The 23,614-nt window shown below is 66.1% G+C and carries 25 protein-coding genes and 1 pseudogene; 10 read left to right on the plus strand and 16 right to left on the minus strand.

Annotated features, from left to right (window positions below; translation table 11 throughout):
• Positions 1 to 6 precede the first annotated feature (6 nt).
• Positions 7 to 1,059, plus strand: a complete 1,053-nt coding sequence (locus tag ACIA48_RS27060; RefSeq protein ID WP_396738885.1) for a dihydrodipicolinate reductase — start codon at positions 7 to 9, stop codon at positions 1,057 to 1,059.
• Here the strand turns inward: ACIA48_RS27060 and ACIA48_RS27065 are convergent.
• The 10 genes from ACIA48_RS27065 to ACIA48_RS27110 all read right to left on the minus strand — a co-directional run bounded on the left by ACIA48_RS27065 (position 1,056) and on the right by ACIA48_RS27110 (position 8,841).
• A complete protein-coding gene (locus tag ACIA48_RS27065; RefSeq protein ID WP_396738887.1) occupies positions 1,056 to 1,535 on the minus strand; it encodes an SRPBCC family protein in 480 nt (159 codons plus the stop codon). The genes ACIA48_RS27060 and ACIA48_RS27065 overlap by 4 nt on opposite strands.
• The gene (locus ACIA48_RS27070) at positions 1,532 to 1,858 is read right to left on the minus strand and encodes an ArsR/SmtB family transcription factor (RefSeq protein WP_396738888.1); all 327 of its coding nucleotides are present in this window, start codon (positions 1,856 to 1,858) and stop codon (positions 1,532 to 1,534) included. Before ACIA48_RS27070 ends, ACIA48_RS27065 begins: the two co-directional genes overlap by 4 nt.
• Positions 1,859 to 1,921: 63 nt before the next feature.
• Positions 1,922 to 2,758 carry a DegV family protein gene (locus ACIA48_RS27075; protein ID WP_396738890.1) on the minus strand — a complete coding sequence of 279 codons (837 nt, stop codon included), beginning with the start codon at positions 2,756 to 2,758 and terminating at the stop codon, positions 1,922 to 1,924.
• Positions 2,749 to 3,477: a diglucosylglycerate octanoyltransferase gene (gene octT, locus ACIA48_RS27080; RefSeq protein WP_396738892.1), complete on the minus strand. Its 729-nt coding sequence runs from the start codon at positions 3,475 to 3,477 to the stop codon at positions 2,749 to 2,751. The genes ACIA48_RS27075 and octT overlap by 10 nt, the downstream gene beginning before the upstream one ends.
• Positions 3,467 to 4,129 carry a glucosyl-3-phosphoglycerate phosphatase gene (gene gpgP, locus ACIA48_RS27085; RefSeq protein WP_396738894.1) on the minus strand — a complete coding sequence of 221 codons (663 nt, stop codon included), beginning with the start codon at positions 4,127 to 4,129 and terminating at the stop codon, positions 3,467 to 3,469. The genes octT and gpgP overlap by 11 nt, the downstream gene beginning before the upstream one ends.
• On the minus strand, positions 4,126 to 4,527 hold the full coding sequence (gene rsfS / locus ACIA48_RS27090; RefSeq protein ID WP_396738896.1) for a ribosome silencing factor: 402 nt from the start codon (positions 4,525 to 4,527) through the stop codon (positions 4,126 to 4,128). Before rsfS ends, gpgP begins: the two co-directional genes overlap by 4 nt.
• Positions 4,524 to 5,147: a nicotinate-nucleotide adenylyltransferase gene (nadD, locus tag ACIA48_RS27095; protein ID WP_396739508.1), complete on the minus strand. Its 624-nt coding sequence runs from the start codon at positions 5,145 to 5,147 to the stop codon at positions 4,524 to 4,526. The genes rsfS and nadD overlap by 4 nt, the downstream gene beginning before the upstream one ends.
• A 47-nt stretch (positions 5,148 to 5,194) precedes the next feature.
• Positions 5,195 to 6,643, minus strand: coding sequence for a VWA domain-containing protein (locus ACIA48_RS27100; protein WP_396738897.1), 1,449 nt, complete (start codon positions 6,641 to 6,643; stop codon positions 5,195 to 5,197).
• A gap of 12 nt (positions 6,644 to 6,655) precedes the next feature.
• Positions 6,656 to 7,555 (minus strand): AAA family ATPase, encoded by a 900-nt coding sequence (locus tag ACIA48_RS27105; RefSeq protein ID WP_396738899.1) that lies wholly within the window; start codon positions 7,553 to 7,555, stop codon positions 6,656 to 6,658.
• Between the two features lie 14 nt (positions 7,556 to 7,569).
• Positions 7,570 to 8,841 (minus strand): glutamate-5-semialdehyde dehydrogenase, encoded by a 1,272-nt coding sequence (locus ACIA48_RS27110; RefSeq protein ID WP_396738901.1) that lies wholly within the window; start codon positions 8,839 to 8,841, stop codon positions 7,570 to 7,572.
• A 73-nt stretch (positions 8,842 to 8,914) separates the two neighbouring features.
• On the opposite strand from ACIA48_RS27110, the gene ACIA48_RS27115 reads away from it, so the two are divergent.
• The 5 genes from ACIA48_RS27115 to ACIA48_RS27135 are packed head-to-tail and all read left to right on the plus strand — an operon-like array spanning position 8,915 to position 12,222.
• A complete protein-coding gene (locus ACIA48_RS27115; protein WP_396738903.1) occupies positions 8,915 to 9,796 on the plus strand; it encodes a ribokinase in 882 nt (293 codons plus the stop codon).
• Complete coding sequence (locus tag ACIA48_RS27120) at positions 9,793 to 10,614, plus strand: enoyl-CoA hydratase/isomerase family protein (protein ID WP_396738905.1); 822 nt, start codon at positions 9,793 to 9,795, stop codon at positions 10,612 to 10,614. The genes ACIA48_RS27115 and ACIA48_RS27120 overlap by 4 nt, the downstream gene beginning before the upstream one ends.
• A 53-nt stretch (positions 10,615 to 10,667) precedes the next feature.
• Positions 10,668 to 10,997, plus strand: a complete 330-nt coding sequence (locus ACIA48_RS27125; RefSeq protein WP_396738907.1) for an ArsR/SmtB family transcription factor — start codon at positions 10,668 to 10,670, stop codon at positions 10,995 to 10,997.
• On the plus strand, positions 10,997 to 11,629 hold the full coding sequence (locus ACIA48_RS27130; RefSeq protein WP_396738908.1) for a cation transporter: 633 nt from the start codon (positions 10,997 to 10,999) through the stop codon (positions 11,627 to 11,629). The genes ACIA48_RS27125 and ACIA48_RS27130 overlap by 1 nt, the downstream gene beginning before the upstream one ends.
• Positions 11,620 to 12,222, plus strand: a complete 603-nt coding sequence (locus tag ACIA48_RS27135) for a methyltransferase family protein (RefSeq protein WP_396738910.1) — start codon at positions 11,620 to 11,622, stop codon at positions 12,220 to 12,222. Before ACIA48_RS27130 ends, ACIA48_RS27135 begins: the two co-directional genes overlap by 10 nt.
• On the opposite strand, the gene ACIA48_RS27140 is transcribed toward ACIA48_RS27135, so the two are convergent.
• Positions 12,219 to 14,261 (minus strand): NAD(+) synthase, encoded by a 2,043-nt coding sequence (locus tag ACIA48_RS27140; RefSeq protein WP_396738912.1) that lies wholly within the window; start codon positions 14,259 to 14,261, stop codon positions 12,219 to 12,221. The genes ACIA48_RS27135 and ACIA48_RS27140 overlap by 4 nt on opposite strands.
• Positions 14,262 to 14,304: 43 nt before the next feature.
• On the opposite strand from ACIA48_RS27140, the gene ACIA48_RS27145 reads away from it, so the two are divergent.
• From ACIA48_RS27145 to ACIA48_RS27160, 4 genes and pseudogenes are all read left to right on the plus strand, one after another.
• Entirely contained in the window at positions 14,305 to 14,844 is a 540-nt protein-coding gene (locus ACIA48_RS27145) for a cysteine hydrolase family protein (protein WP_396738914.1), read from the plus strand.
• Between the two features lie 137 nt (positions 14,845 to 14,981).
• A pseudogene (locus ACIA48_RS27150) lies at positions 14,982 to 15,425 on the plus strand (Hsp20/alpha crystallin family protein); the annotation flags it as partial.
• Positions 15,426 to 15,572: 147 nt separating this feature from the next.
• Entirely contained in the window at positions 15,573 to 16,409 is an 837-nt protein-coding gene (locus ACIA48_RS27155) for an NAD-dependent protein deacetylase (protein ID WP_396738916.1), read from the plus strand.
• Between the two features lie 8 nt (positions 16,410 to 16,417).
• Positions 16,418 to 17,080, plus strand: coding sequence for a hypothetical protein (locus ACIA48_RS27160; protein ID WP_396738918.1), 663 nt, complete (start codon positions 16,418 to 16,420; stop codon positions 17,078 to 17,080).
• A 3-nt stretch (positions 17,081 to 17,083) separates the two neighbouring features.
• Here the strand turns inward: ACIA48_RS27160 and proB are convergent, their stop codons facing one another.
• The 5 genes from proB to ACIA48_RS27185 all read right to left on the minus strand — a co-directional run bounded on the left by proB (position 17,084) and on the right by ACIA48_RS27185 (position 23,348).
• A complete protein-coding gene (gene proB / locus ACIA48_RS27165; protein ID WP_396738920.1) occupies positions 17,084 to 18,181 on the minus strand; it encodes a glutamate 5-kinase in 1,098 nt (365 codons plus the stop codon).
• Positions 18,178 to 19,623, minus strand: a complete 1,446-nt coding sequence (obgE, locus tag ACIA48_RS27170; protein ID WP_396738922.1) for a GTPase ObgE — start codon at positions 19,621 to 19,623, stop codon at positions 18,178 to 18,180. Before obgE ends, proB begins: the two co-directional genes overlap by 4 nt.
• 82 nt (positions 19,624 to 19,705) lie before the next feature.
• Positions 19,706 to 19,972 (minus strand): 50S ribosomal protein L27, encoded by a 267-nt coding sequence (gene rpmA, locus ACIA48_RS27175; RefSeq protein WP_396738923.1) that lies wholly within the window; start codon positions 19,970 to 19,972, stop codon positions 19,706 to 19,708.
• Between the two features lie 13 nt (positions 19,973 to 19,985).
• The gene (gene rplU, locus ACIA48_RS27180; RefSeq protein WP_014212465.1) at positions 19,986 to 20,309 is read right to left on the minus strand and encodes a 50S ribosomal protein L21; all 324 of its coding nucleotides are present in this window, start codon (positions 20,307 to 20,309) and stop codon (positions 19,986 to 19,988) included.
• Between the two features lie 177 nt (positions 20,310 to 20,486).
• Complete coding sequence (locus tag ACIA48_RS27185; protein ID WP_396738926.1) at positions 20,487 to 23,348, minus strand: Rne/Rng family ribonuclease; 2,862 nt, start codon at positions 23,346 to 23,348, stop codon at positions 20,487 to 20,489.
• Positions 23,349 to 23,614 lie beyond the last annotated feature (266 nt).

Raw genomic sequence — 23,614 nt, forward strand, 5'->3', positions numbered from 1 at the left:
CTGGGAATGACGACCCCTCAGCGGCCCCTTCGCGTAATCCAGTGGACGACCGGCAACATCGGCCGACGATCGCTGCACGCGATCATCGGCCGCGACGACATGGAGCTCGTCGGCGTGTTCGCCCACGGCGCGGACAAGGTCGGAGTGGACGCCGCCGAGCTGTCCGGCTGGCCCGAACCCACGGGGGTGAAGGCCACCAACGACATCGACGAGCTCATCGCACTGAAGCCCGACGCCTGTTGTTACAACCCGTTGTGGCCCAGCATCGATGAACTGGTCCGGCTGCTCGAAGCCGGCGTGAACGTCTGCTCCAGCGCGGCCTGGATCACCGGCGGCAAGCAGACGCCCGAGGATCAGGCTCGCATCCGGAAGGCTTGCGAGAAGGGCAATTCCACGATCTTCGGCAACGGCGCGCACCCCGGCATGACGAACATGGTGGGAATGGTGCTGTCCGGCTCATGCGAGCGGGTCGACGAAATCCGGATCACTGAGTCGGTGGACTGCTCGACGTATGAGTCGGCGGGAACGCAGACGGCCATGGGCTTCTCGCAGGATCCCGACACCCCGGGGCTGGCCGAGAGCGTGCGTCGCGAGAGTGAGGTGTTCGCCGAATCTGCCGCGATGATGGCGGACGCCATCGGCGCCAAGCTCGACAAGCTGACATTCGACGTGACGTTCACGCCCGCCACCGGCGACAGCGATCTGGGCTTCATGACGATCCCCGCGGGCACCGTCGGCGGCGTCATGGGTTACCACCGCGGCTGGGTGGGCGACAAGAACGTCGTCAGCGTCGGCTTCAACTGGATCATGGGCAGCCACGTCACCCCACCCAAACCGCTTGAACACGGTCACGTCATCCAGGTGTTCGGCCTCCCCAACATGCGCACGGTGCTGCATTGCCTGCCGCCCAAGGACTGGACCGAGCCCGGCTTCATGGGTCTCGGCATGATCTACACCGCGATGCCGGTGACGAACGCTGTGCCCGCGGTCGTCGCGGCCGCACCGGGCATCGTCACGCTGGCCGATCTCCCGCCGGTCACCGGCCGCTTCGCGGGTTAATCGTCGCCGAACAGGCCGACGTAGCGCTCCAGGTACAGCGGCCAGCCGGCGTCTCCGCCGACTCCTCCTGCGACCGCCTCCCAGCCGTCGCCGTGGCGTTCGATGTGACGGTGTTCCAGTTCAACGCGGGTACTTTCGGCGGATTCGGCGATGAACCGGACCTCGACTTCACTTCGCTTGGCGGGGTCGGTTTCCAGTTGCCAGGTCGGACCGATGTTCCAGGTGAAGACGACTTTGGTCGGCGGCTCGTAGGCCAGTATGCTCGCCCACTTGCAGAGAGTCCCGTCCTCGCCGCGGTCGAAAATGTGCCCGCCGACTCGCGGCTCGAACACCGTCTCGACGATCGGCACGCTCATCAGATTGTGTTCGCGCGGCTTGAAATCGCCGAACCGCTCGGTGAATACGCGAAATGCGCGTTCCAGGGGCGCGTTCACGACGACGTGATGACGGATGGTTTCGGATCGCGCAGTTGTCATGATTCGTCTCCTTCTAGACGTTCGACCGTCTCCTTGAAACCCGCAAGGGCCTGCACCCAGAACCGATCGAGATCGGCGCGTAGGGCTTGGAGCCCCGACGGGTCCAACTGATAGACGCGACGTGTGCCGGCGGCACGGTCACGCACCAGCCCGGCACGCTTGAGCACCTTCAGGTGTTGCGACACCGCCGGCCTGCTGACAGGAAGATCGCGAGCCAGCTCGCCGACAGGCAACGGCCCATGTGCAAGACGTTCCACAATCGACCGGCGCGTGCGGTCAGCCAGCGCTTCCCACACATCGTCGACCTCTTGGTAAGTGGACACGAACCGTAAGTTATCACTTACCAAAGCAGGCGACAAGGGGCACCGCTCATTGACGGTGGTTGATTACTCGGCGGTCTGGACGACGACGCCGATCGCGCCCGCACCGAGGTGGATCGACAACACCGGGCCCATATCGGCGACGGTGAGCGAGTCGATCTGAGGAAGACGTGCCGTCAGGGTGGCGCCCATCTCATCAGCGCCGTCGTGGTTGTCGACGTGGTGAATCGCAATCCTCGCGCTGCGGTCGCCGACGATCTCCGCGACCCGGTCGACCATGGCCGCGTGGGCCTTGGTCAGCGTGCGCACACGCTGATCCAGCACCAGCCGGCCGTCCAGGTCCAGACACAGTAGCGGCTTGAGCGAGAGTGCCGTGCCCAGCCACGAGGCGGCTGTGCCGATCCGTCCGCTGCGCCGCAGGTTGTCCAGACGGTGGACGACGATGAAGGCATGCGTACGCGGCACCGCTGAACGGGCCGCAGCCTCAACGGTTTCCAGATCGGCCCCGGTCGCGGCCGCATCCGCGGCAGCGCGCGCGACGAACCCGACGCCCATCGCGGCTGATCGCGAATTGACGACGCGGACCGATGGGCCGAACTCCCGGGCAGCCTGCACCGCCGTACTGAACGTGCTCGACAGGGCGGCCGAGATATGGACCGCGACTACACCGTCGCCGCCGCTGTCGGCGAGCGCCTGCCGATACGTCTCGGTCAATGTGGCCGGCGACGCCCCCGAAGTCGTCGCGCGCGGACGGTCGTGAATGTCGTTGGGCACCTCGTCGACACCGTCGCGCACATCCTCGCCGTCGATCAGAACATGCAGCGGCACCTGCCGGATGTTCCACTGCTTCAGCTCATCTGGAGTCAGGCGGGACGACGAGTCCGTTACGACGATCACGGACATGCCACGCCGGCCTCCGCAAGCGCCTTGAGCATCGAGTCGGCCACGGCCTGGTGCGCTTCGAAATTCCAGTGGATGCCGTCGGGATTGCCCCGGCCGCTCATGACCTCTTCACCGACGGCGGCCTTGAGGTCAACCAACGGGATGCCGTGTTCGGCCGCCCATGCGGTGATCGCCTTGACCGTGGGTTCGCGGCCGTGGTGGGCTTTGCCGTACGTCTCCGCGATGTGCACCGACGGTAGCGACGCCACGACCGGGATGCCCGGGCGATTGAAATCGATGGCGCCGCGGGTCATCTCGAGGTATTCGACCGACACGTGCGGTGGCAATGCCGCCCGCGACACCGGCGAGAGTCGCGGCTGCAGCCAGCCGTACCCGTCGCGCGCCCAGCGGCGGAGCCACGCAGGTCGGATGTATCGGATCAACTCGCGCAGCGCCGTCGGGAGTGGCGACGGCAGCGAATCCATCCCGCTTGTCGCGAACACCACCGCACCCGCGCGCGGCAGCGCCGCCCACGCCCGCGGGTCCTGAGTGGCAGCCCACCAGACATCACGGCAGGTCCAACCGATCCGACCGATGATCTCGACGTCCCAATCAAGTTGTGCGGCAACGATATTAGGCCATATTCGCGGATCGTCGGAGGGCAGGCCACCGGTGGGGCCGTAGTAGGACAGCGAGTCGCAGAACAACAGCAACGTCCGGCGGGCGGGATCAGAGGACATCGTTGGCGACCTGTGCCGAGGCGTTCCAGACGTCGAGCCGCCAGCGGATATCCGCTGGAGCGGCGTCGATCTCACTGTGCGCTGACAGCTGCACCCAGCTGCAGTTGCCCATTCCGCCGAGGATCGGCCAATTGTCGACAGGGAGCCCGAGCAACGCCGCGGTCAGCGCCGCGATCAGGCCACCGTGGGCGACGAGGACCGCCGGCCGTTCGTCGGCGCCCCATTCCGTCTGTTCGGCTAGCAGCTCATTGACCAGTGGCGTGCTGCGCGCGGCGACGTCGACCCGGCTCTCTCCCCCGTGCGGTGCCCAACGAGCGTTCTCGCGCCACGCGAGTCGCGCACCGGGCGCCTGAGCGTCGACCTCGAGGTGCGTCAGCCCCTGCCAATCTCCGAGATGCGTCTCGCGCAGCCGGGTATCCACCTGCACCGGCACGTCTGCGCGCTCCCCCAGCGTGACCGCGGTGTCCAGCGCCCGCCGCAAATCCGAGGACACGATGAGCAACGGCTGGCGCTTGGCCAGCACCTCAGCCGCGGCAACAGCCTGCTCCCGCCCGAGGTCGGACAGATCGGTGTCCAGCTGGCCTTGCATGCGGCTGCCCGCGTTGTATTCGGTCTGGCCGTGACGAAGCAGGACCAGGTGGCGGACCCTCATGACTCGTAGTCCTCTGCTCTTCGCGCAAGCGACTCATCGCCATCCAGGTCCACCGGGATGACGGGGCAGTCACGCCATAGCCGGTCCAGCGCATAGAAGTCCCGCTCGTCCTCATGCTGGATGTGCACGACGATGTCGACGAAGTCGAGGAGCGTCCACCGTCCCTCGCGCGCGCCTTCGCGGCGGGCCGGCTTGTGTCCCGCGAGCCGCATCTTCTCCTCGACCTCGTCGACGATCGCATTGACCTGTCGCTCGTTGGATGCCGATGCGATGACGAAGCAGTCGGTGATGACCAGCTGCCCCGAAACGTCGATCACGATGACGTTCTCGGCGAGCTTGGACGACGCCGCGCGCGCCGCCACGGTCGCCATGTCGATGGCCTCTTGGGACGCGGTCATCGTGTGCTCTCCTCGGATGCCAACGAATTGGCTTGGTAAAGCCTGCGTTTGGTCACGTACTGCACGACACCGTCGGGCACCAGATACCAGATGGGCCTACCCTTTTCGGCGCGCTTACGGCAGTCGGTCGACGAGATCGCTAGCGCGGGCACCTCCACGAGGCTGAGCGCTTCGGGCGGCAACTCGGCTCTGGCCGCCTTGATGTGCTGGCCGTCGAGCTCGTAGCCGGGTCTACTGACTCCCACGAATTTGGCGATGGAGAACATCTCCTCCCAGTTCTGCCAGGACAGGATCGACGCCAAGGCGTCTGCTCCGGTGATGAAGTACAAATCGGCGTCCGGATTGAGCGCACGCAGGTCGCGCAAGGTGTCCTTGGTATACGTCGGACCGCCGCGGTCGATATCGACGCGGCTGACCGAGAACCTCGGGTTGGACGCGGTGGCGATGACGGTCATCAGGTAGCGGTCCTCGGCGGCGGTGACGTCGCGGTGATGCTTCTGCCACGGCTGACCGGTCGGGACGAACACCACCTCGTCGAGCTCGAACAGGTCGGCGACCTCGCTGGCCGCGACCAGGTGGCCGTTGTGAATGGGATCAAACGTCCCACCCATCACGCCCACCCTGCGTCGAGAAACCACGATTGACCAGCTTACGTCTTGTGCCGCGCCTAGACCGGCAGCAGCGCATCGATGACCGAGGCCAGCTGCTTGGCCGAGCGGCATTCGTGCATCGTGATGACGTCCTGATAGCGCGGCACCGCCGAATCGCCGCTGCCCCAGAGATGCTTGGGCTCGGGATTGAGCCAGTGCGCATGCCTGCTGGAATTGACCATGTGGGCCAGCAGATCGAGTTCGGGATTACGGTAGTTGTTGCGTCCGTCGCCGAGCACCAGCAGTGAGCTGCGCGGCGACAACACATTCGGCCAGCTGTTCATGAACGAGGCGAACGCATGCCCGTAGTCGGAATGGCCGTCGCGGGTGTACACCCCCGCCTCGCGGGTGATGCGCTGCACGGCGACGGCGAGATCGGCGTCGGGCCCGAACAACTCGGTGACTTCGTCGGTCGTGTCGATGAAGGCAAAGACCCGCACGCGCGAGAACTGCTGGCGCAGCGCGTGCACGAGCATCAACGTGAAATGGCTGAAGCCCGCGACCGAGCCGGACACGTCGCACAGCACCACCAGCTCGGGCCGCGCCGGATGCGGCTTCTTGAGCACCACGTCGATCGGCACGCCACCGGTGGACATCGATTTGCGCAGCGTCTTGCGCAGGTCGATCTCACCTTGTCGCGCCCGCCGCCGACGCGCGGCCAGCCGGGTCGCCAGCGTGCGCGCCAGCGGCTTCACCACACGTTGCATCTGACGCAGCTGTTCGCCGGAGGCGCGCAGGAACTCGACGTTCTCTGCGAGCTGTGGCACGCCGTACATCTGCACGTGGTCGCGGCCCAGCTGCTCGGCAGTGCGACGTTTGGTTTCCGCTTCGACCATGCGGCGCAGTTGGTTGATGCGTTGCGCCGCCATCGCTTTCGCGATCTGTTCCTGTGTCGGTGTCGGCTCGTCGCCGTACGGTGCGAGCAAGCCGGCCAGCAGCCTGCCCTCGAGGTCGTCGAGGTTCATCGCCTTGAGGGCCTGATACGACGAATACGACGGGCCGCGGCTGGAGTTGTACCTTCCGTGCGCCTCGACGATCTGCGCGATCATCCGCTGCAGCCGTTCGTCCAGATTGGCCAGATCTTCGTTGGCTTCCAACAGATCCAGCAACGCCTGACGCATGGCGTCGACGTCCTCGGGCGGCAAACCTTCGGGCTCGCCATCCGTTTCGTCGTCGTCGTCGACGAGCACCGTCTTCGCGCCCAGCGCCGCGGGGAACCACAGGTCAAACATCGCGTCATACGTCTCGCGGTGATCGGGACGGCGTAGCACCGCGCACGCAAGCCCTTCGCGCAGCTGTTCGCGACTCTGCAGGCCAAGCACCGACATCACCCGCCCGGCGTCGACGGTCTCCGACGGTCCCACCGAGATCCCCTGCCCGCGCAACGCTTCCACGAACTCGACCAGGTGGCCGGGAATTCCATGCGGCGCCAACGGCTGTGGTGGGCGGGTTCGGCGGACTGCCATCAGATCTGCCCCTTAATTGAGCCGGAGTTCGCCGGCCGCTTTAACTTGATCGGACTGGTGTTTGAGCACCACTCCGAGCGTCGCCGCGATGGTCGCATCGGTGATCGTGTCGAGCCCCAGCGCCAGCAGTGTGCGCGCCCAGTCGATGGTCTCGGCCACCGACGGCAGTTTCTTGAGCTGCATTCCGCGTAGCACACCGATGATGCGAACCAGTTCGTCTGCCAGGTGCTCGGGTAGTTCAGGCACGCGCGACAAGAGGATGCGCCGCTCCAGCTCGGCATCGGGAAAGTCGATGTGCAGGAACAGGCACCGGCGCTTGAGCGCCTCCGACAGTTCGCGGGTGGCATTGGAGGTCAGCACGACGAACGGCTTGCGCTCGGCGACGATGGTGCCCAATTCCGGCACGGTGACCGCGAAGTCGCTGAGCACCTCCAGCAGCAGGCCCTCGATCTCGATGTCGGCCTTGTCGGTTTCGTCGATCAGCAGAACCGTCGGGTCGGTGCGGCGAATCGCGGTGAGCAGCGGACGCGTCAGCAAGAACTCTTCGCTGAACACATCGGTTTTCGTCTGGTCCCAGTCAGCGCCGGCCGAGCCGGTAGTCGAGCCATGCGCCGACTGGATGCGCAGGATCTGCTTGGCGTGGTTCCACTCGTAGAGGGCGCGGGCCTCGTCGACGCCCTCGTAGCACTGCAGGCGCACCAGACCCGAGCCGGTCGCCTGCGCGACCGCGCGGGCCAGTTCAGTCTTGCCGACACCTGCGGGACCCTCGACCAGCAACGGCTTGCCCAGCCGATCAGCGAGGAATACCGCTGTGGCGGTTGCGGTGTCGGGAAGGTAGCCGGTCTCGGCGAGCTTCTTCCCGACATCCTCGATGTCGGCGAACAACGGCGCCGGGCGCGCGGGGACACTCACGTATGTACTCCTACTCAGGCGGGACGAGTCTGGCCGTCGCCCCACACAATCCACTTGGTCGATGTCAGTTCAGGCAGACCCATCGGGCCTCTGGCGTGCAGCTTCTGGGTCGAGATGCCGATCTCGGCGCCGAACCCGAATTGCTCGCCGTCGGTGAACGCGGTCGATGCGTTCACCATCACTGCCGCGGCGTCCACCCTCTCGGTGAACCGCTGTGCAGCAGCAAGATTGGTCGTCACGATGGCTTCGGTGTGGCCGGTGCCGTATTCGTTGACGTGGTCGATCGCGGCGTCCAGACCGTCGACCACTGCGATCGCGATATCCATCGACAGGAACTCCGCGCGCAGATCGTCCTCGGATGGATTCTCGTGCAGAGTGACGCCCGCGTCCTTCAGGGCCTCGGTCAGCCGGGGCAGCGCGGTGTCGGCGATCGCGGCATCGATCAACAGCGACTCGGCGGCGTTGCACACGCTGGGCCGACGCGTCTTGGCGTTGAGCAGTATGCGTTCGGCGACGTCGAGATCGGCCGCCTCATGCACGTACACATGGCAATTGCCGACACCGGTCTCGATCGTGGGGACCATCGCGTCGCGCACCACCGCGTCGATCAAGCCTGCTCCCCCGCGCGGGATCACGACGTCGACGAGGCCGCGCGCCTGGATCAGGTGCGTGACGCTGGCGCGGTCGGCACTGGGAAGCAACTGCACGACATCGGGTCCAAGGCCCTCGCCGACCATCGCCGCGCGCAGTGCCGTGACGAGTGCGTCGTTGGAGTGCGCGGCCGACGAGCTTCCGCGCAGCAGCACCGAGTTGCCGGACTTGAGGGTCAAGCCGAACGCATCGACCGTGACGTTGGGCCTGCCCTCGTAGACGATGCCGACGACGCCGAGCGGGACGCGCTGCTGACGCAGTTGCAGACCGTTGGGCAGCGTGCGCCCGCGCAGCACCTCGCCGATGGGGTCGGGCAGTCCGGCGACCTGTCGCAGGCCGGCGGCGATGCCATCGACGCGCTGCGGGTTGAGCGCGAGCCGGTCGAGCATCGCGTCCGGAGTGCCCGCCGCTCTGGCGGCCTCGAGATCGCGCTCGTTGGCGGCCAGGATTTCGTGCACCCGCGCGAGCAGGGCGTCGGCCGCGGCATGCAACGCGCGGTTCTTGGTTTCGGTGCTGAGTGTGGCCAGCGTGCGCGCGGCGACGCGGGCCCGTCGGGCGGCCTCGTGGACCTGCGAACGCAGATCGGACTCAGGCCAATTTGTCGCCCCGCTCCGAACAGGTGCCGGCACACTCATTGAGCCAGCGTATCGAACCTCTCTGGACCGTTCGACACGTGTCAGGTAGCGCGGCTGGGCTAGCTTGACTGTTATGACCGCGCGGGTCTGTGTTGTGGGCAGTGTCAACGCCGATCTCACGTTCACCGTGACCGCGTTACCGCGGCCCGGCCAAACGGTTCTGGCGTCCTCGCTGCTGTCCGCTCCCGGCGGAAAAGGCGCCAACCAGGCGGTGGCCGCGGCCCGCGCCGGAGCATCGGTGCAGCTGATCGCGGCGCTGGGCGGCGACGCCGCCGCCGAGCAATTGCGGGCTCATCTGTCGACGAACGATGTTGCGCTCGACGGTGTGGTGACCGTGGCTGGGCCCAGCGGAACCGCGGTCATCGTGGTGGACGCCGCGGCCGAGAACACCATCGTGGTCGCGCCGGGTGCGAACGCGCAGCTGACCGTCGACTCGGCCGATATCCAAGCCATCATCGCCGACAGCGACGTCATGCTGCTGCAGCTGGAGATCCCGATCGCCACGGTTATCGCCGCGGCCAGGGTGGCGCGGGCCGCGGGCACGACCGTCATCGTCAACGCCTCCCCTTCCGGCGCGCGGCCACACGACCTGCTCGCCCTGTCCGAACTGGCCGACGTCGTCGTGGTCAACGAGGAAGAAGCGCGTGAATGGCATTGGCCCGTCGCGCATCTGGTGATAACCCGGGGCAGACGTGGCGCGAGCTACCTCGGCGAGGACGAACGCTTCGATGTGCCCGCCCCGCGGGTCACCCCCCTAGACACCACGGGGGCCGGCGACGTATTCGCCGGCGTGCTGGCCGCTGGCTGGCCCGACGGCCATGAAGCCGCGCTGCGCCGCGCGAGCGCGGCAGGGGCATTGGCGACGTTGGTGCCGGGGGCGGGCGACTGCGCTCCGTACCCCGAGGCCATCGATGATGCGGTTTCCACCAGAAAGGCGAGCGAGGGACATCTATGACAACGACTGCACCGCGGCCACCCGAGGGCGACTGGCTGGGCACCCCGTATCTGCGCTTCACCCGGGAGGGCGCGTTCGGTGTGTGCACTCTGGACCGGCCCGAGGCTCGCAATGCGATGACGCCGGCGATGTACTTCGGCATTCGTTACGCGGTCCGGCACGTCGACGCCGACCCGGATCTGGCCGGTCTGCTGATCACCGGCGCGGGTGACGTATTCGCTCCCGGCGGTGACATGGGCGGCGGCGACGGCAGCGACAACTGGCTGACGTTCGGTTCGGCGCTCGGCATGGACGTGACACCGTTCGAGACACTGCGCCAGTCGGTGAAGCCGGTGGTGTCGGCGGTCAACGGGCTGTGTCAGGGCGGCGGCTTGCAGATCGCGCTGTGCAGCGACATGACGGTAGTCAGCGACCGTGCCACCTTCCGCGTGCCTGAGCTGCTGCGCGGGATCGCCGACACGTACTACAGCCAGATGCTGGCGCGCCTGATCGGCCCCGTCCGCACGCGCGACCTGATGTTCACCGGGCGCACGCTGACCGCGCAGGAGGCATACGAGTGGGGCATGGTCGCGCGGATCGTTCCGCACGACGAACTGCTCGATACGGCGCGCGACGTGCTGGGTCAGTGCTGCCGGACCGCGCCCGCGGCCAGGAGCATGGTCAAGTCGAGCCTGGACAACTACCTGGGGCTGTTCGACCGCATCGGTATGCAAGCCAGTTACTCGTCACCCGAGGCGATGGAGGGTTTCCTGTCGTTCAAGGAGCGGCGCTCGCCGAACTGGGTGCACCCCGATCTGCGGATCGACGGCCGACTCTAGTCACAAATAGTTCAGTATTTTCTGAATACAGGTTCAGATGTATTGTCTGTGCCATGCAGACGGTGACCCATAGCGACGCCCTCTCGCGGTTCGGCTACGCACTGTCCGACCCGACCCGCGCCGAAATCCTGTTGATGCTGCGCGACGGGCCGGGCTACCCATCCGACCTGGCCGACAAGATCGGGGTGTCGCGCCAGATCCTGTCCAATCACCTCGCATGCCTTCGCGGCTGCGGTTTGGTGATCGCCCAGCCCGAGGGCCGGCGCAGCCGCTACGAACTGGCTGACAAACGGATCGCACACGCCCTCGATGATCTCGTGGGCCTGGTCCTCGCCGTCGACCCGGCGTGCTGCCCCGTCGCGGACTCCGAGGACTGCTGCTGATGGCCGCGCTGACCGAGGCGCGGCGATCCGTCCTCACCCGTCGCATCCGACTACTGGTGGCCGCGACCATCGCCTACAACGTGGTTGAGGCCGCCGTCGCGCTGGCCGAGGGCACCAGAGTGTCGTCTTCGGCGCTCATCGGCTTCGGGCTCGATTCGGTGGTCGAGATCTCGTCGGCGGCGGCCGTCGCGTGGCAGTTCGCGGCCAAGGATCCCGAAACGCGCGAGAAGACCGCGCTGCGGTTCATCGCGTTCTCATTCTTCGCCCTCGCCGCGTACGTCACCGTCGACGCGGTCCGCGCACTTGCCGGCGCGGGTGAGGCACGCCCTTCGCCGATCGGCATCGTGCTCGCGGCGCTCAGCCTCGCGATCATGCCCGTGCTGTCACTGACCCAACGCGCCGCAGGTCGTGAACTCGGATCACTCTCGGCGGTCGCGGATTCCAAGCAGACGCTGCTGTGCACGTACCTGTCGGCGATCCTGCTCGCCGGTCTGGTGCTCAACAGCCTGCTCGGCTGGTCGTGGGCCGACCCCGTCGCGGCCCTTGGCATCGCCGCGATCGCCGTACGCGAAGGCGTCAATGCCTGGCGCGGAGACCCCTGCTGCAATACGGAAGGATCATCATGCCGGTAGTCGCACTCGTTCTCTTCGCGGTGTTCGCGCTACTCGGATTCGGTTGGCGCAGTTGGGAACAGCGCCGTCGCACCGGATCCACCGGATTCAAGGGCATCTCCGGTCGTCCCGGATCGATCGAATGGTTCGCCGGAGTGGGATTCATCATCTCGATGGCCGTCGCCGTCTTCGCGCCGATCCTTCAGCTGCTCGGCGTCGTGTCACCGCTGAGTTTCTTGCACACGCCGTGGATTCAGATCACCGGCACCGCGACTGCGGTGATCGGCATCGCCACCACCGTCTACGCGCAGCTCGATATGGGCGAATCGTGGCGGATCGGCGTCGACAAGAGCGAGACGACCACGCTGGTGCGCACCGGCGTTTTCGGATGGGTGCGCAACCCGATCTTCACCGCGATGATGATCTTCGGCCTCGGATTCGCCCTGATCACACCGAATCCGATGGCGTTGATCGGATTTGCGCTCTTGGTCGTGACGATCGAGCTTCAGGTTTGCGTCGTCGAAGAACCGTACCTGCTGACCACGCACGGCGACGCCTACCGCGACTACCTCGCCGGTGTCGGCCGCTTCATCCCCAGAGTGGGACGCGCTTAATCTTCGGGGACTTCGCGTTCGATCTCGTCCAGCCAGATACGCGCCGACATGTCCGACGGCGCCCGCCAGTCACCGCGGGGCGACAGCGACCCGCCATGCGAGACCTTCGGTCCGTTGGGTAGCGCCGACCGCTTGAACTGGGAGAACGAGTAGTAGCGCTGCGCGAACACCTGCAACCAGTGGCGAATTTCTTTGAGCGAGTAAGCCGGTCGCTTGTCGAGCGGGAACCCAGATGGCCAGTCGCCGCGCTCGGGATCGCTCCACGCGTGCCACGCCAGGAATGCGATCTTGGACGGCCTGAACCCGTGCCGCAGCACGCTGAACAGTGAGAAGTCCTGGAGCACATACGGTCCGACCTTGGCCTCGCTGCTCTGGATTTCCTCGTCCTCGCCGGTCGGCACCAGTTCGGGTGTGATCTCGGTGTCTAGCACCGACTGCAGCACCTCGTTGACGGTGTCATCGAACTGGGCTGACGAGATGACCCAACGGATCAGGTGCTGGATCAGCGTCTTGGGCACCCCGCCGTTGACGTTGTAGTGCGACATCTGATCGCCGACACCGTAGGTGGACCATCCGAGTGCGAGTTCGGAGAGATCGCCTGTGCCGAGCACGATTCCGCCGCGCTGGTTGGCCAGCCTGAACAGGTAATCGGTGCGAAGACCCGCCTGCACGTTCTCGAACGTGACGTCGTACACCTTCTCCCCGCGCGCGAACGGGTGGTCCATCTCCGTGAGCATCAGCTCTGCCGTCGACTTGATGTCGATCTCTTCGAAGGTGACTCCGAGTGCGTTCGCGAGCCGGGTGGCATTGGTTTTCGTGCGATCGCCGGTTGCGAAACCGGGGAGTGTGAACGCGAGAATGTCGCTGCGCGGGCGGCCTTCTCGATCCATAGCGCGCGCGGCGACGATCAGCGCGTGGGTGGAGTCCAGTCCGCCGGAGACCCCCAGCACGATCTTCGGATAGTCCAAAGCGCGCAACCGCTGCTCCAGACCGGCGACCTGAATGTTGTACGCCTCGTAGCAATCCTGCTGCAACCGCGTCGGATCCGCGGGTACGAACGGGAACCGCTCCACTTCGCGGAGCAGGCCGATGTCACCGGCGGGCGGATCGAGCGTGAACTCCACGCGACGAAAAGAATCGGGGGTGATGCCGTGATGGAGGCGATTGTCGTCGAACGTGCCCATCCGGAGTCGCTCGGAACGCAACAGTTCGAGGTCGACGTCGGCGGTCGAACGTCGCTCGCCCTTCGGAAACCGCTCGGACTGCGCGAGACATGTTCCGTTCTCCCACACCATGGTCTGGCCGTCCCAGGCCAGGTCCGTGGTCGACTCGCCTTCCCCGGCGGCCGCATAAATGTAGGCGGCGAGGCAGCGCGCCGACGCCGAGCGCGCCAGCAGGCAACGGTCGTCGGCACGACCGATCGTGATCGGGCTGCCGGACAGGTTGGCCAACACCGTCGCACCCGCAAGCGCGGCCTCCGCGCTCGGCGGCACGGGGACGAACATGTCCTCGCAGATCTCGACGTGCAACACGAAACCGGGCAAGTCTGTCGCCGTGAACAGTAGATCCGGTCCGAACGGCACGTCCGCGTCACCCATCCGGATCGCACCACGCATCTGGTCGCCCGCCGCGATCTGACGCTTCTCATAGAACTCGCGGTACGTCGGCAGGTAGGACTTGGGCACCACACCGAGCACACGGCCACGGTGGATGACTACCGCGGTGTTGTAGATCCGGTGCGCGTACCGCAGCGGCGCGCCGATGACCAGGACGGGCAGCAAGTCAGCCGAAGCCACCGTGATGTCGAGCAGCGCATCCTCGACCGCGTCCAGCAGCGTGTCCTGCAGCAGGATGTCCTCAATCGAATACCCCGACAGTGTGAGCTCCGGAAACACCGCCAACCCGACGCTGTCGTCGTGACAGGCCCGGGCGATGCGCAACACCGACTCCGCGTTCGCCGCGGGGTCGGCGAGGGTCGTCTGATGGGTACAAGCGGCCACACGCAGGAAGCCCTGCCCGTACGCCGAGTAGAAATCCATAACTCATTGTTGCCCGAAATCAGATCCGGGTATGCAACTCCCCATGAGTGACACTGCGCTGCTGGTCATCGACATGATGAATACCTATCGTCACGAGGACGCCGGGGTGCTGGCCGCCAATGTCGCCGAAATCGTCGATCCGCTGGCAGAGCTGATCTCCCGCGCCAGGGACCGAGATGACGTCGACGTGATCTACGCCAACGACAACTACGGCGACTTCACTGCCGACTTCGAAGAGATCGTCGACGCCGCGCGTAACGGCGAGCGGCCGGATCTGGTCAAGCCCATCGCTCCGGACAAAGACAGCCTGCGGGTCCTCAAAGTGCGCCACAGCGCCTTCTACGCCAGCTCGCTGGACTATCTACTCGGCCGGCTCAAGACACAACACCTGATCATCACCGGGCAGGTGACCGAACAGTGCATCCTGTACAGCGCGCTGGACGCGTATGTGCGCCACTTCTCCTTCGTCGTACCGCCGGATTGCGTCGCGCAGATCGATTCCGAACTCGGCGGCGCGGCGCTCACCATGATGAACAAGAACATGCACGCCGAACTCGTACCCGCCGAGGAGTGCCTGCGCTGACCGGGTTGCGACCCTTGTGTTGGCTTGCAGTTCGCCCATATGCATCACAACGGATTCGGCGATTTTTCCTCCGTCGCGCATCGTGAGTCGGCGAAGTACGCCCACACCCATCACCGCGCGCAATCCCTGGAGGAACCGTGAATAAGCTTGCCGTGCAACGTCAGTCACGCCCCTTGCTCACCGAGCTGTCTGAGCTTTTTGACGGCTTTCCGACGTTCGCCAGCCTGCCGTCCATCCCCGGTTTACGCCCGTTCTTCGACAACAACCTGCTGCGTATGGAGGACGAAACCCGCGACGGCCTCTACCAGGTCCGCGTCGAACTGCCCGGTGTCGACCCGATCGAAGACATCGAGGTCACTGTTCGCGATGGACGGCTGACGATCAAGGCCGAGCGGACCCAGACCGCCGATACCAACGGGCGCTCGGAGTTCTCGTACGGATCGTTCTCCCGCACGATCCTGCTGCCCGTCGGCGCCGACGAGGACGACATCAGCGCCGTCTACGACCGCGGCATCCTCACCGTCTCGGTCACGTTGACTGACGCCGCGCCGGAAGAGAAGCACGTCGAGGTCATCGAGACGATCCTTGTCGACGAGGACGACGACGAGTACGACGGCGACGACGATGACGAAGCGGACGATGCCGACGAGCAGCGCGAAGACGCGCTGGCCGAGCTCTCGGCCGGCGAGAATCAGGAGCACCCCGCCAGCTGAACTACCCTGGACGGGGTGGACGCACCCGAGCTCGTCGGCCTGCTGAGAGGTCGTCGGGTCGCGGTGCTGACCGGTGCAGGGGTGTCCACCGATTCCGGGATCCCCGACTACCGCGGACCCGACTCGCCACCGAGCAACCCGATGACCATTCGGCAGTTCACGTCCGACCCTGAGTTTCGCCAGCGGTACTGGGCGCGCAATCACGTCGGCTGGCGGCACATGCACGACACGATGCCCAATGCCGGGCATCGCGCGTTGGCGGCGCTCGAACGCGCGGGCGTCGTCTCCGGGCTGATCACCCAAAACGTCGACCTGCTGCACACCAAGGCCGGTAGCAGCACCGTCGTCAACCTGCACGGCACTTACGCGCGGGTGGTCTGCCTGGACTGCGGATTCACGATGCCACGCGCCTCTCTCGCCGAACTTCTGGAAGCCGCGAATCCGGGGTTCCTCGAGCGGGCGGAGGCGGTGGGCGGCATCGCGGTGGCCCCGGATGCGGATGCGGTCGTCGGCAACACCGCGACGTTCACCATCATCGACTGTCCACGCTGCGGCGGCATGCTCAAGCCCGACGTTGTCTACTTCGGCGAGAACGTCCCCAAAGACCGTGTCCAAGAAGCCTATTCACTCGTCGAGGACGCTGACGCACTGCTGGTTGCCGGCTCGTCCTTGACGGTCTTTTCGGGTTTCCGGTTTGTCCGTCATGCGGCGTCGCTGGGCATCCCTGTAGCGATCATCAACCGAGGGCGTACTCGCGGCGACGACTATGCGGTGGTGAAGATCGACAGCGGATGTTCGGAGATGCTTGCGCTGCTGGCCGATGAACTGCCCGCGATCGTCAACTCGGTTTAGATGAGTCGGTGACCACAGCCACACACGACGACGACGCCTCCTGGCTGCAGTCGCTTCTAGACAGCCATCGGCCCGATCCCGAACCGATTACCGGCCGCTGGGCACTCGGGGTCGGCGACATGATCGCGAATCACTCGCTGACGCCGAGCAAGCTGCGCGGACTGGTCCGAAAACTCAACTATTTCGGTGGCGTCGCGATCAGTGAGGATACGGTCGAGTTCGACGGTGACAAAGTCGAATGGGCCGACGTCGAAGAAGTCCGCACTCGCAGCCTCATCGAGTACATGTTCACGGGCGGCCTGGACAGCCAGATCGACAAGCTGCCGGTGCCGTGGTTCCCGTTCCGCCGGAAGGTCATCGGCGCTATCTCACGCGCAGCGCTCACCCTGCTGCTAGCCGCGGCGAAACAGCAGCTCGAGGGCGGCGCGATGGACATCCGCATACCGGCCGAGGTGCACTACCGCGGCATGTTGCGCTCCCGCGAGCTCACGCCCGGCATGCTCGCCGCCCTGATCCTGGCCGACCCCGCTGTGCGCGCCTGCTTCGAGGCGACCGCGCAGGCCCACGGCGTCACGGTGTTACCCGCGGAGGACGACGTCATGGAGGACGCCGACGAGCGGGCCGAGCAGATCAAGTCGATGCTGGCCAAGCTCCAGGACCGCCTGCACTAGCGATTAGACGGCGACCAGATCGTCGGCGTGGACCGCCGGACGGCGCATCTCGGCGGGCAGATCCGACGTCGAGCGGCCCAGCATCGTGGCCAACTCCGCGTGGTCGTAGGCGACCACGCCGCGCGCCACCATCGTCGCGTCGTGCGAGCGCAACTCGACGACATCACCGCCGAAGAAGCGGCCCGACACCGCGGTGATGCCCGCCGGCAACAGTGACCGCCGCTGCTTGACGACGGCCCGCACCGCACCATCGTCAAGCGTGAGCGCCCCGGATGCCTCGGCCGCGTAGCGGACCCAGAACCTGCGCGCCGACATGCGCTCGGGGCGCGGCGCGAACACCGTGCCCACCGACGCGTCGACCAGCGCAGTCGTTGCGTCGGAAGCGGCGGCCAACAACACCGGAACGCCGGCATCGGCGGCGAGCAGCGCCGACGAAAGCTTCGACGCCATCCCGCCGGTACCCAGGTGACTGCTCCGCCCAGCGACGACACCATCCAGATCTGCGGGCTTGGACACCTCGGAGATGAAGCGCGCGTTACCCTTTCGCGGATCAGAGTCGTATAGGCCGTCGATGTCCGACAACAACACCAACGCGTCGGCCCCGACGAGATGGGCAACCAGCGCGGAGAGTCGGTCGTTGTCGCCGAACCGGATCTCGTTCGTGGCGACGGTGTCGTTCTCGTTGACGATCGCGACCGCGTGCAGCGCGCGCAGGCGGTCCAGCGTGCGCTGAGCGTTGGTGTGCTGTACACGCATCGAGATGTCGTGCGCGGTCAGCAGCACCTGTCCGACGGTGCGGTTGTAGCGCGCGAACGCCGTGTTCCACGAGTTGATCAGAGCGACCTGTCCGACGCTGGCCGCCGCCTGTTTGGTGGCGAGATCGGCGGGCCGCTTGGACAGCCTGAGCGGTTCGATACCGGCGGCGATCGCACCGGAGGACACGATCACCACGTCCGAACCGGCCTTCATGCGCGCCTCGATCGCGTCGGCCAGGGTCGCCAGGCGTGCGACGTCGAACTCGCCGGACGGTGTGGTCAGCGCGGTCGTACCGATCTTGACGACGATGCTGCGTGCGGTCCGAATGGTTTCCCGATGGGTCACGACTCACCGCCGGGGCGCCGACGCGCCTTTCGTGCGGCCTTGCGCTCGTCGGCGCCGACCCGTTCGGTCTGTTCCAGCCGGATGTCGGTGCCACGCCCCGTCATCGTCACGTCGATACCCGCCGGCGTCTGCGGTTCCCAGTCGAACGTCATGTCGCCGATGGTGACCGCGCAGCCGGGTTTGGCGCCAAGGCGCAGCAGTTCGTCTTCCACGCCGAGCCGAGCCAGCCGGTCGCCGAGGTAGCCGACGGCCTCGTCGTTGGTGAAATCGGTCTGAGCGATCCACCTTTCGGGCCGTGCACCGCGTACGACGAAACCGCCGTCACCGTCGGATTCCACGGTGAAGCCGCTCTCATTGACCGGGATCGGCCGGATAACCGGCCTGCGAGGCACGGCAGCAGGCTGCGCCGCGCGATACGCGGACACCATATCCCACAGCGCAAACGTCAACGGCCGCAATCCCTCTCGCGACACCGTGGACACCTCGAACACCGGCCAGCCGAACTTGCGCGCGACCTCCTCGTGAACGAAGTCAGCGAGCTCGCGCGCGTCCGGCACGTCGATCTTGTTGAGCACCACAGCACGCGGCCGCGATGCCAGGTCGCCCAGGGTTGTATCGCCCTGCAGCGTCGGGGTGTACGCGGCCAACTCGGCCTCGAGTGCCTCGATGTCAGAAACCGGATCACGGCCGGGTTCCAACGTCGCGCAGTCGACCACGTGCACCAGGACCGCGCACCGCTCGATGTGACGCAGGAACTCCAGGCCGAGGCCACGTCCCTCCGAGGCGCCCGGGATCAGACCAGGGACATCGGCAACCGTGAAGGTGTGCTCCCCCGCCGACACCACGCCGAGGTTGGGCGTCAGCGTGGTGAACGGATAATCGGCGATCTTCGGCTTGGCCGCCGAAATGGCCGAAACCAGCGAGGACTTACCCGCTGAGGGGAACCCGACCAGGCCGATGTCGGCGACGGTCTTCAGCTCCAGAGTGAGATCGCGAATCTGCCCCTTTTCACCGAGCAGCGCGAATCCCGGGGCCTTACGCGCACGGGAGGCCAGAGCGGCGTTGCCGAGCCCGCCGCGACCGCCTGCCGCGGCGTCGAAACGGGTGCCCGCACCCACCAGGTCGGCGAGCAGCCGTCCCTTCTCGTCGAGCACCACGGTGCCGTCGGGGACCTTGACCTCGAGGTCGGCGCCTGCGGCCCCGTCCCGGTTGCCACCCATGCCCTGCTTGCCGGACGGCGCGTCGACATGGGGATGAAAATGGAAGTCGAGCAGAGTGTGCACCTGCGGATCGACGACCAACACGACACTTCCGCCGCGCCCACCGTTGCCGCCGTCGGGTCCCCCGAGTGGTTTGAACTTCTCGCGATGGACCGACGCGCAGCCGTTACCGCCGTTGCCCGCCTTCGCGTGAATCACAACGCGGTCGACGAACCGGGGCATCGGACTTCCTTTCCATACGAGTGTGAAGCTACTGCGAGAATTCAGCCGAGAATTCGCAGTAGCTCACATTCGCGGCAGGAAGTTACGCCTCCGAAGCGACCGGTCGCACGACGCTGACCGTCTTGCGGCCACGCTTCTTGCCGAAAGTGACCGCACCGGGAGCGGTGGCGAACAGGGTGTCGTCGCCGCCACGCCCGACGTTGACGCCGGGGTGGAAGTGAGTGCCGCGCTGGCGGACGATGATCTCGCCGGCCTTGACGATCTGGCCGCCGAATCGCTTGACGCCGAGCCGCTGGGCGGCTGAGTCGCGACCGTTACGTGAGCTGGAAGCGCCCTTCTTGTGTGCCATGTGTCGCCTCCTACTACTTGATTCCGGTGACCTTGAGGACCGTCAGCTGCTGACGGTGCCCTTGCCGCTTGTGATAGCCGGTCTTGTTCTTGAACTTGTGGATGCGGATCTTGGGACCCTTGGTGTGCTCGAGCACCTCACCGGTGACGGCGACCTTCTCCAGGTCCTTGGCAGCGCTCGTGACGTTCGCACCGTCGACCACCAGGGCGACGGGCAGCGACACCTTCGCACCGGCCTCGGCGTCGAGCTTCTCGACCTTGACCACGTCGCCGACCGCGACCTTGTACTGCTTACCGCCGGTCTTGACGATCGCGTACGTGGCTTTCTCGCCTGCCATCAGTCCTTCTTCTTCTCGTCTCTGGGCGCGCGCTACCGGTGGCTGCGCATGTCTGGGTTTCCGGGTCTTTCCTGGTCGGCGGCCGCAGGGCCTGGCGACAACTGCTCAAGATTACTTGAGCCGCGCGGCGAGGGTCAAATCACCGCAGGTCACGCCGCCAGCCAAGTCAGCGCCTGGTCAGTCCTCGTTGATGGGCGGACCTGCGGGCCTGGCGGCGGCGCGGCGACGGTGCCGACCGGCCGGAACGATGACCCGAGCTGGCGCAGGTTCCTCGAAGTCGTCCGAGTCATCCTCATCGGTGTCCTCGTCGTCTTCGTCCTCGTCGTCAGAGTCGTCCTCGTCCTCGTCCTCGTCAGAGTCGTCTTCGTCCTCGTCGTCAGAGTCGTCGTCATCCTCATCGGAGTCGTCGTCATCATCCGAGTCGTCGTCGGAATCGGCCCCGATGACCTCGATATCGTCGTCTTCGGACTCCTCGTCGTCGTCATCCAGGTCGATGTCGTCCTCATCGGACTCGTCGTCATCCGAATCGTCATCGGTGTCGTCGAAATCGTCTTCCGAATCCTCCCCGGGGGCCCCGGCGACGGCTTCGCGGATGGTTTCCGAATCCACTTCGGCGACTTCCTCGGGGGTGGTCTCCGAGTCGGTCTCGTCCTCGTCGTCCTCATGACGACCGTTGGCGGCGGCCATCGCCTTGAACATCGGATGCTCGCCGGCGGGATGCGACGGCACCTTGGCGACCGGAACGTCTTCGGCCTTGGCGCCGCGCTTTCCGCGCTTGCCACGACGCCCGCCGCCGGCCTCGGCCTTGCGGCCGCCGTTGGACGTCGAGTCGACGGGATCTCCGTGCAGCAGGATTCCCCTGCCGCCGCACTCCGAGCAGGTCGTCGAAAAGGCCTCAATCAGGCCGGTGCCCAACCGCTTTCGCGTTAGCTGCACCAATCCCAGCGACGTCACCTCGGACACCTGATGACGCGTACGATCTCGTGCCAGCGCCTCGGTCAGCCTCCGCAGCACGAGATCGCGGTTGGACTCCAGCACCATGTCAATGAAGTCGATGACCACGATGCCGCCGATATCGCGCAGCCTCAGCTGGCGCACGATCTCTTCCGCGGCCTCGAGGTTGTTGCGCGTGACGGTCTGCTCCAGGTTTCCACCCGAACCGGTGAACTTGCCGGTGTTCACGTCGACGACCGTCATGGCCTCGGTGCGATCGATGACTAGTGTGCCACCGGATGGCAGCCACACCTTGCGGTCCATCGCCTTGGTCAGCTGCTCGTCGATGCGGTGCACCGCGAAAACATCCGGGCCGTCAGCGGCCGCCGTCTCATACTTGCTCATCCGCGGAACAAGCTCGGGTGCAACCGAATTCACGTACTCGTTGATGGTGTTCCAGGCCTCGTCACCCGAGACGATGAGACCGGTGAAGTCTTCGTTGAACAGGTCGCGGATGACCTTGACCAGCACGTCGGGCTCTTCGTACAGCGCGACGGCGGCCCCGGCCGCCTTCTTCTTGGTCTCGGCGGCCTTGTCTTCGATCTGCGTCCAACGTTCCTGCAACCGGTTGACGTCGGTGCGGATGTCTTCTTCCTTGACGCCCTCGGACGCGGTGCGGATGATCACGCCCGCCTCGGGCGGCACGACCTCGCGGAGGATCTCCTTGAGCCGCTGCCGTTCGGTGTCGGGCAACTTGCGGCTGATACCGGTCGACGACGCGCCAGGCACGTAGACGAGGTACCGGCCGGCCAGCGAGACCTGCGTGGTCAAGCGAGCGCCCTTGTGTCCGACCGGGTCCTTGCTGACCTGCACAACGACGTAGTCACCCGGCTTGAGGGCCTGTTCGATCTTCCGGGCGGCTCCGCCGAGACCGGCTGCCTCCCAGTTCACTTCGCCGGCGTAGAGCACGCCGTTGCGTCCGCGACCGATATCGACGAACGCCGCCTCCATCGAGGGCAGCACGTTCTGCACGATGCCCAGATAGATGTTGCCGACCAGCGACGCCGACGCTGCCGATGTCACGAAATGTTCGACGACGACCCCGTCTTCAAGTACGGCGATCTGCGTGTAGCGCGCACCCTCGTGTGGCGGCTCGGTGCGGACCTTGTCGCGCACGACCATCATCCGCTCGACGGCTTCGCGGCGGGCGAGGAACTCCGCCTCGCTCAGGATCGGCGGGCGGCGCCGGCCGGCGTCGCGGCCGTCACGACGGCGCTGCCGTTTGGCCTCCAGCCGGGTCGATCCGCTGATGCCTTGGATCTCGTCGCCGCCGGATTTCGAGGATTTATCGCCACGGCCCGACTTACGTGGCTCGCGCTCGTGAACGACGGTGTTCGGCGGATCGTCCGACGATCCGTTGTCGCTGTCGTCCCCGGAGCCGGATTTGCGGCGACGGCGCCGACGGCGGCGGCGCGTGCTGCCGTCACCACCCGCGCTGTCGTCATCTCCGTTGTCGTCGTCGGAGTCGTCGGAATCGTCCGCGTCGTCTGAATCGTCGCCGGGCTCCTGGCCTCGGCCTTCGGAGTCGTTGTCGTCGGAGTCGTCGCCGTTCTGTTCGCCGCGTCCCCGCCCACGCCCACGACGTCCGCGGCGCCTGCGCCGGCCCGAGGGCTGCGCAGACTGCTCGTCGTCGGAATCGGCCCCGGATTCGTCGCTGTCATCGTCGTCGTCATCGTCGTCGCCGGCGTCGTATTCGAACCGGATCGGCTGGGGTGCCATGAACAGCGGCTGGTAGTGGGCGCGCTCGGGTGCTTCCTGGGGGGTGTCGAGCATCAGCCGGGACTTCGGCTCGTCATCGTCGGCCTCGGCCGATGGCTCCACCTGGGCTTCTTCTGCCCGGGCTTCCTCGGCAACCGCGTCGTCGACAGCCACCGCACCGACGCCTGGGTCGGTCTCCTCAGGCTGCTCAGCGGGCGGTGGGACGGTCAGCGTCTCCGGCTGAACATCCTCCGCGGGCTGCGATTCTTCTGATAGGGCTTCGGTATGGGCATCTTCGGCCACGTATTCTCCTTTAGCCCCCGGGCGCGTCGTGTTTGACGCGGCCACGCGAGGGCTTCCGCTATTGACCCGGGTTCACTTCGCCCGAGCTTGTTATGGTCTCGCTCCGATCAATCCCCTGGTTGGGGACCGTCAGTGCCGGTCTGAATGATGGCTGGACGGTCTGCGCCGCACCGCGCGTGGCGATGGTCGCGCACGTCAAAGTCTTCATTCGGGCATCCGCCCGCTGGTTAATCGGCCGGTTACCCGCGCCCAGTATCCCACATCACGCCGCTCCACCAGACCAAGCTGGCCGAGCTGGTTGTTTGCGGGCG

This window comes from Mycobacterium sp. NPDC051804, from assembly GCF_044452905.1.
GTDB lineage: Bacteria > Actinomycetota > Actinomycetes > Mycobacteriales > Mycobacteriaceae > Mycobacterium.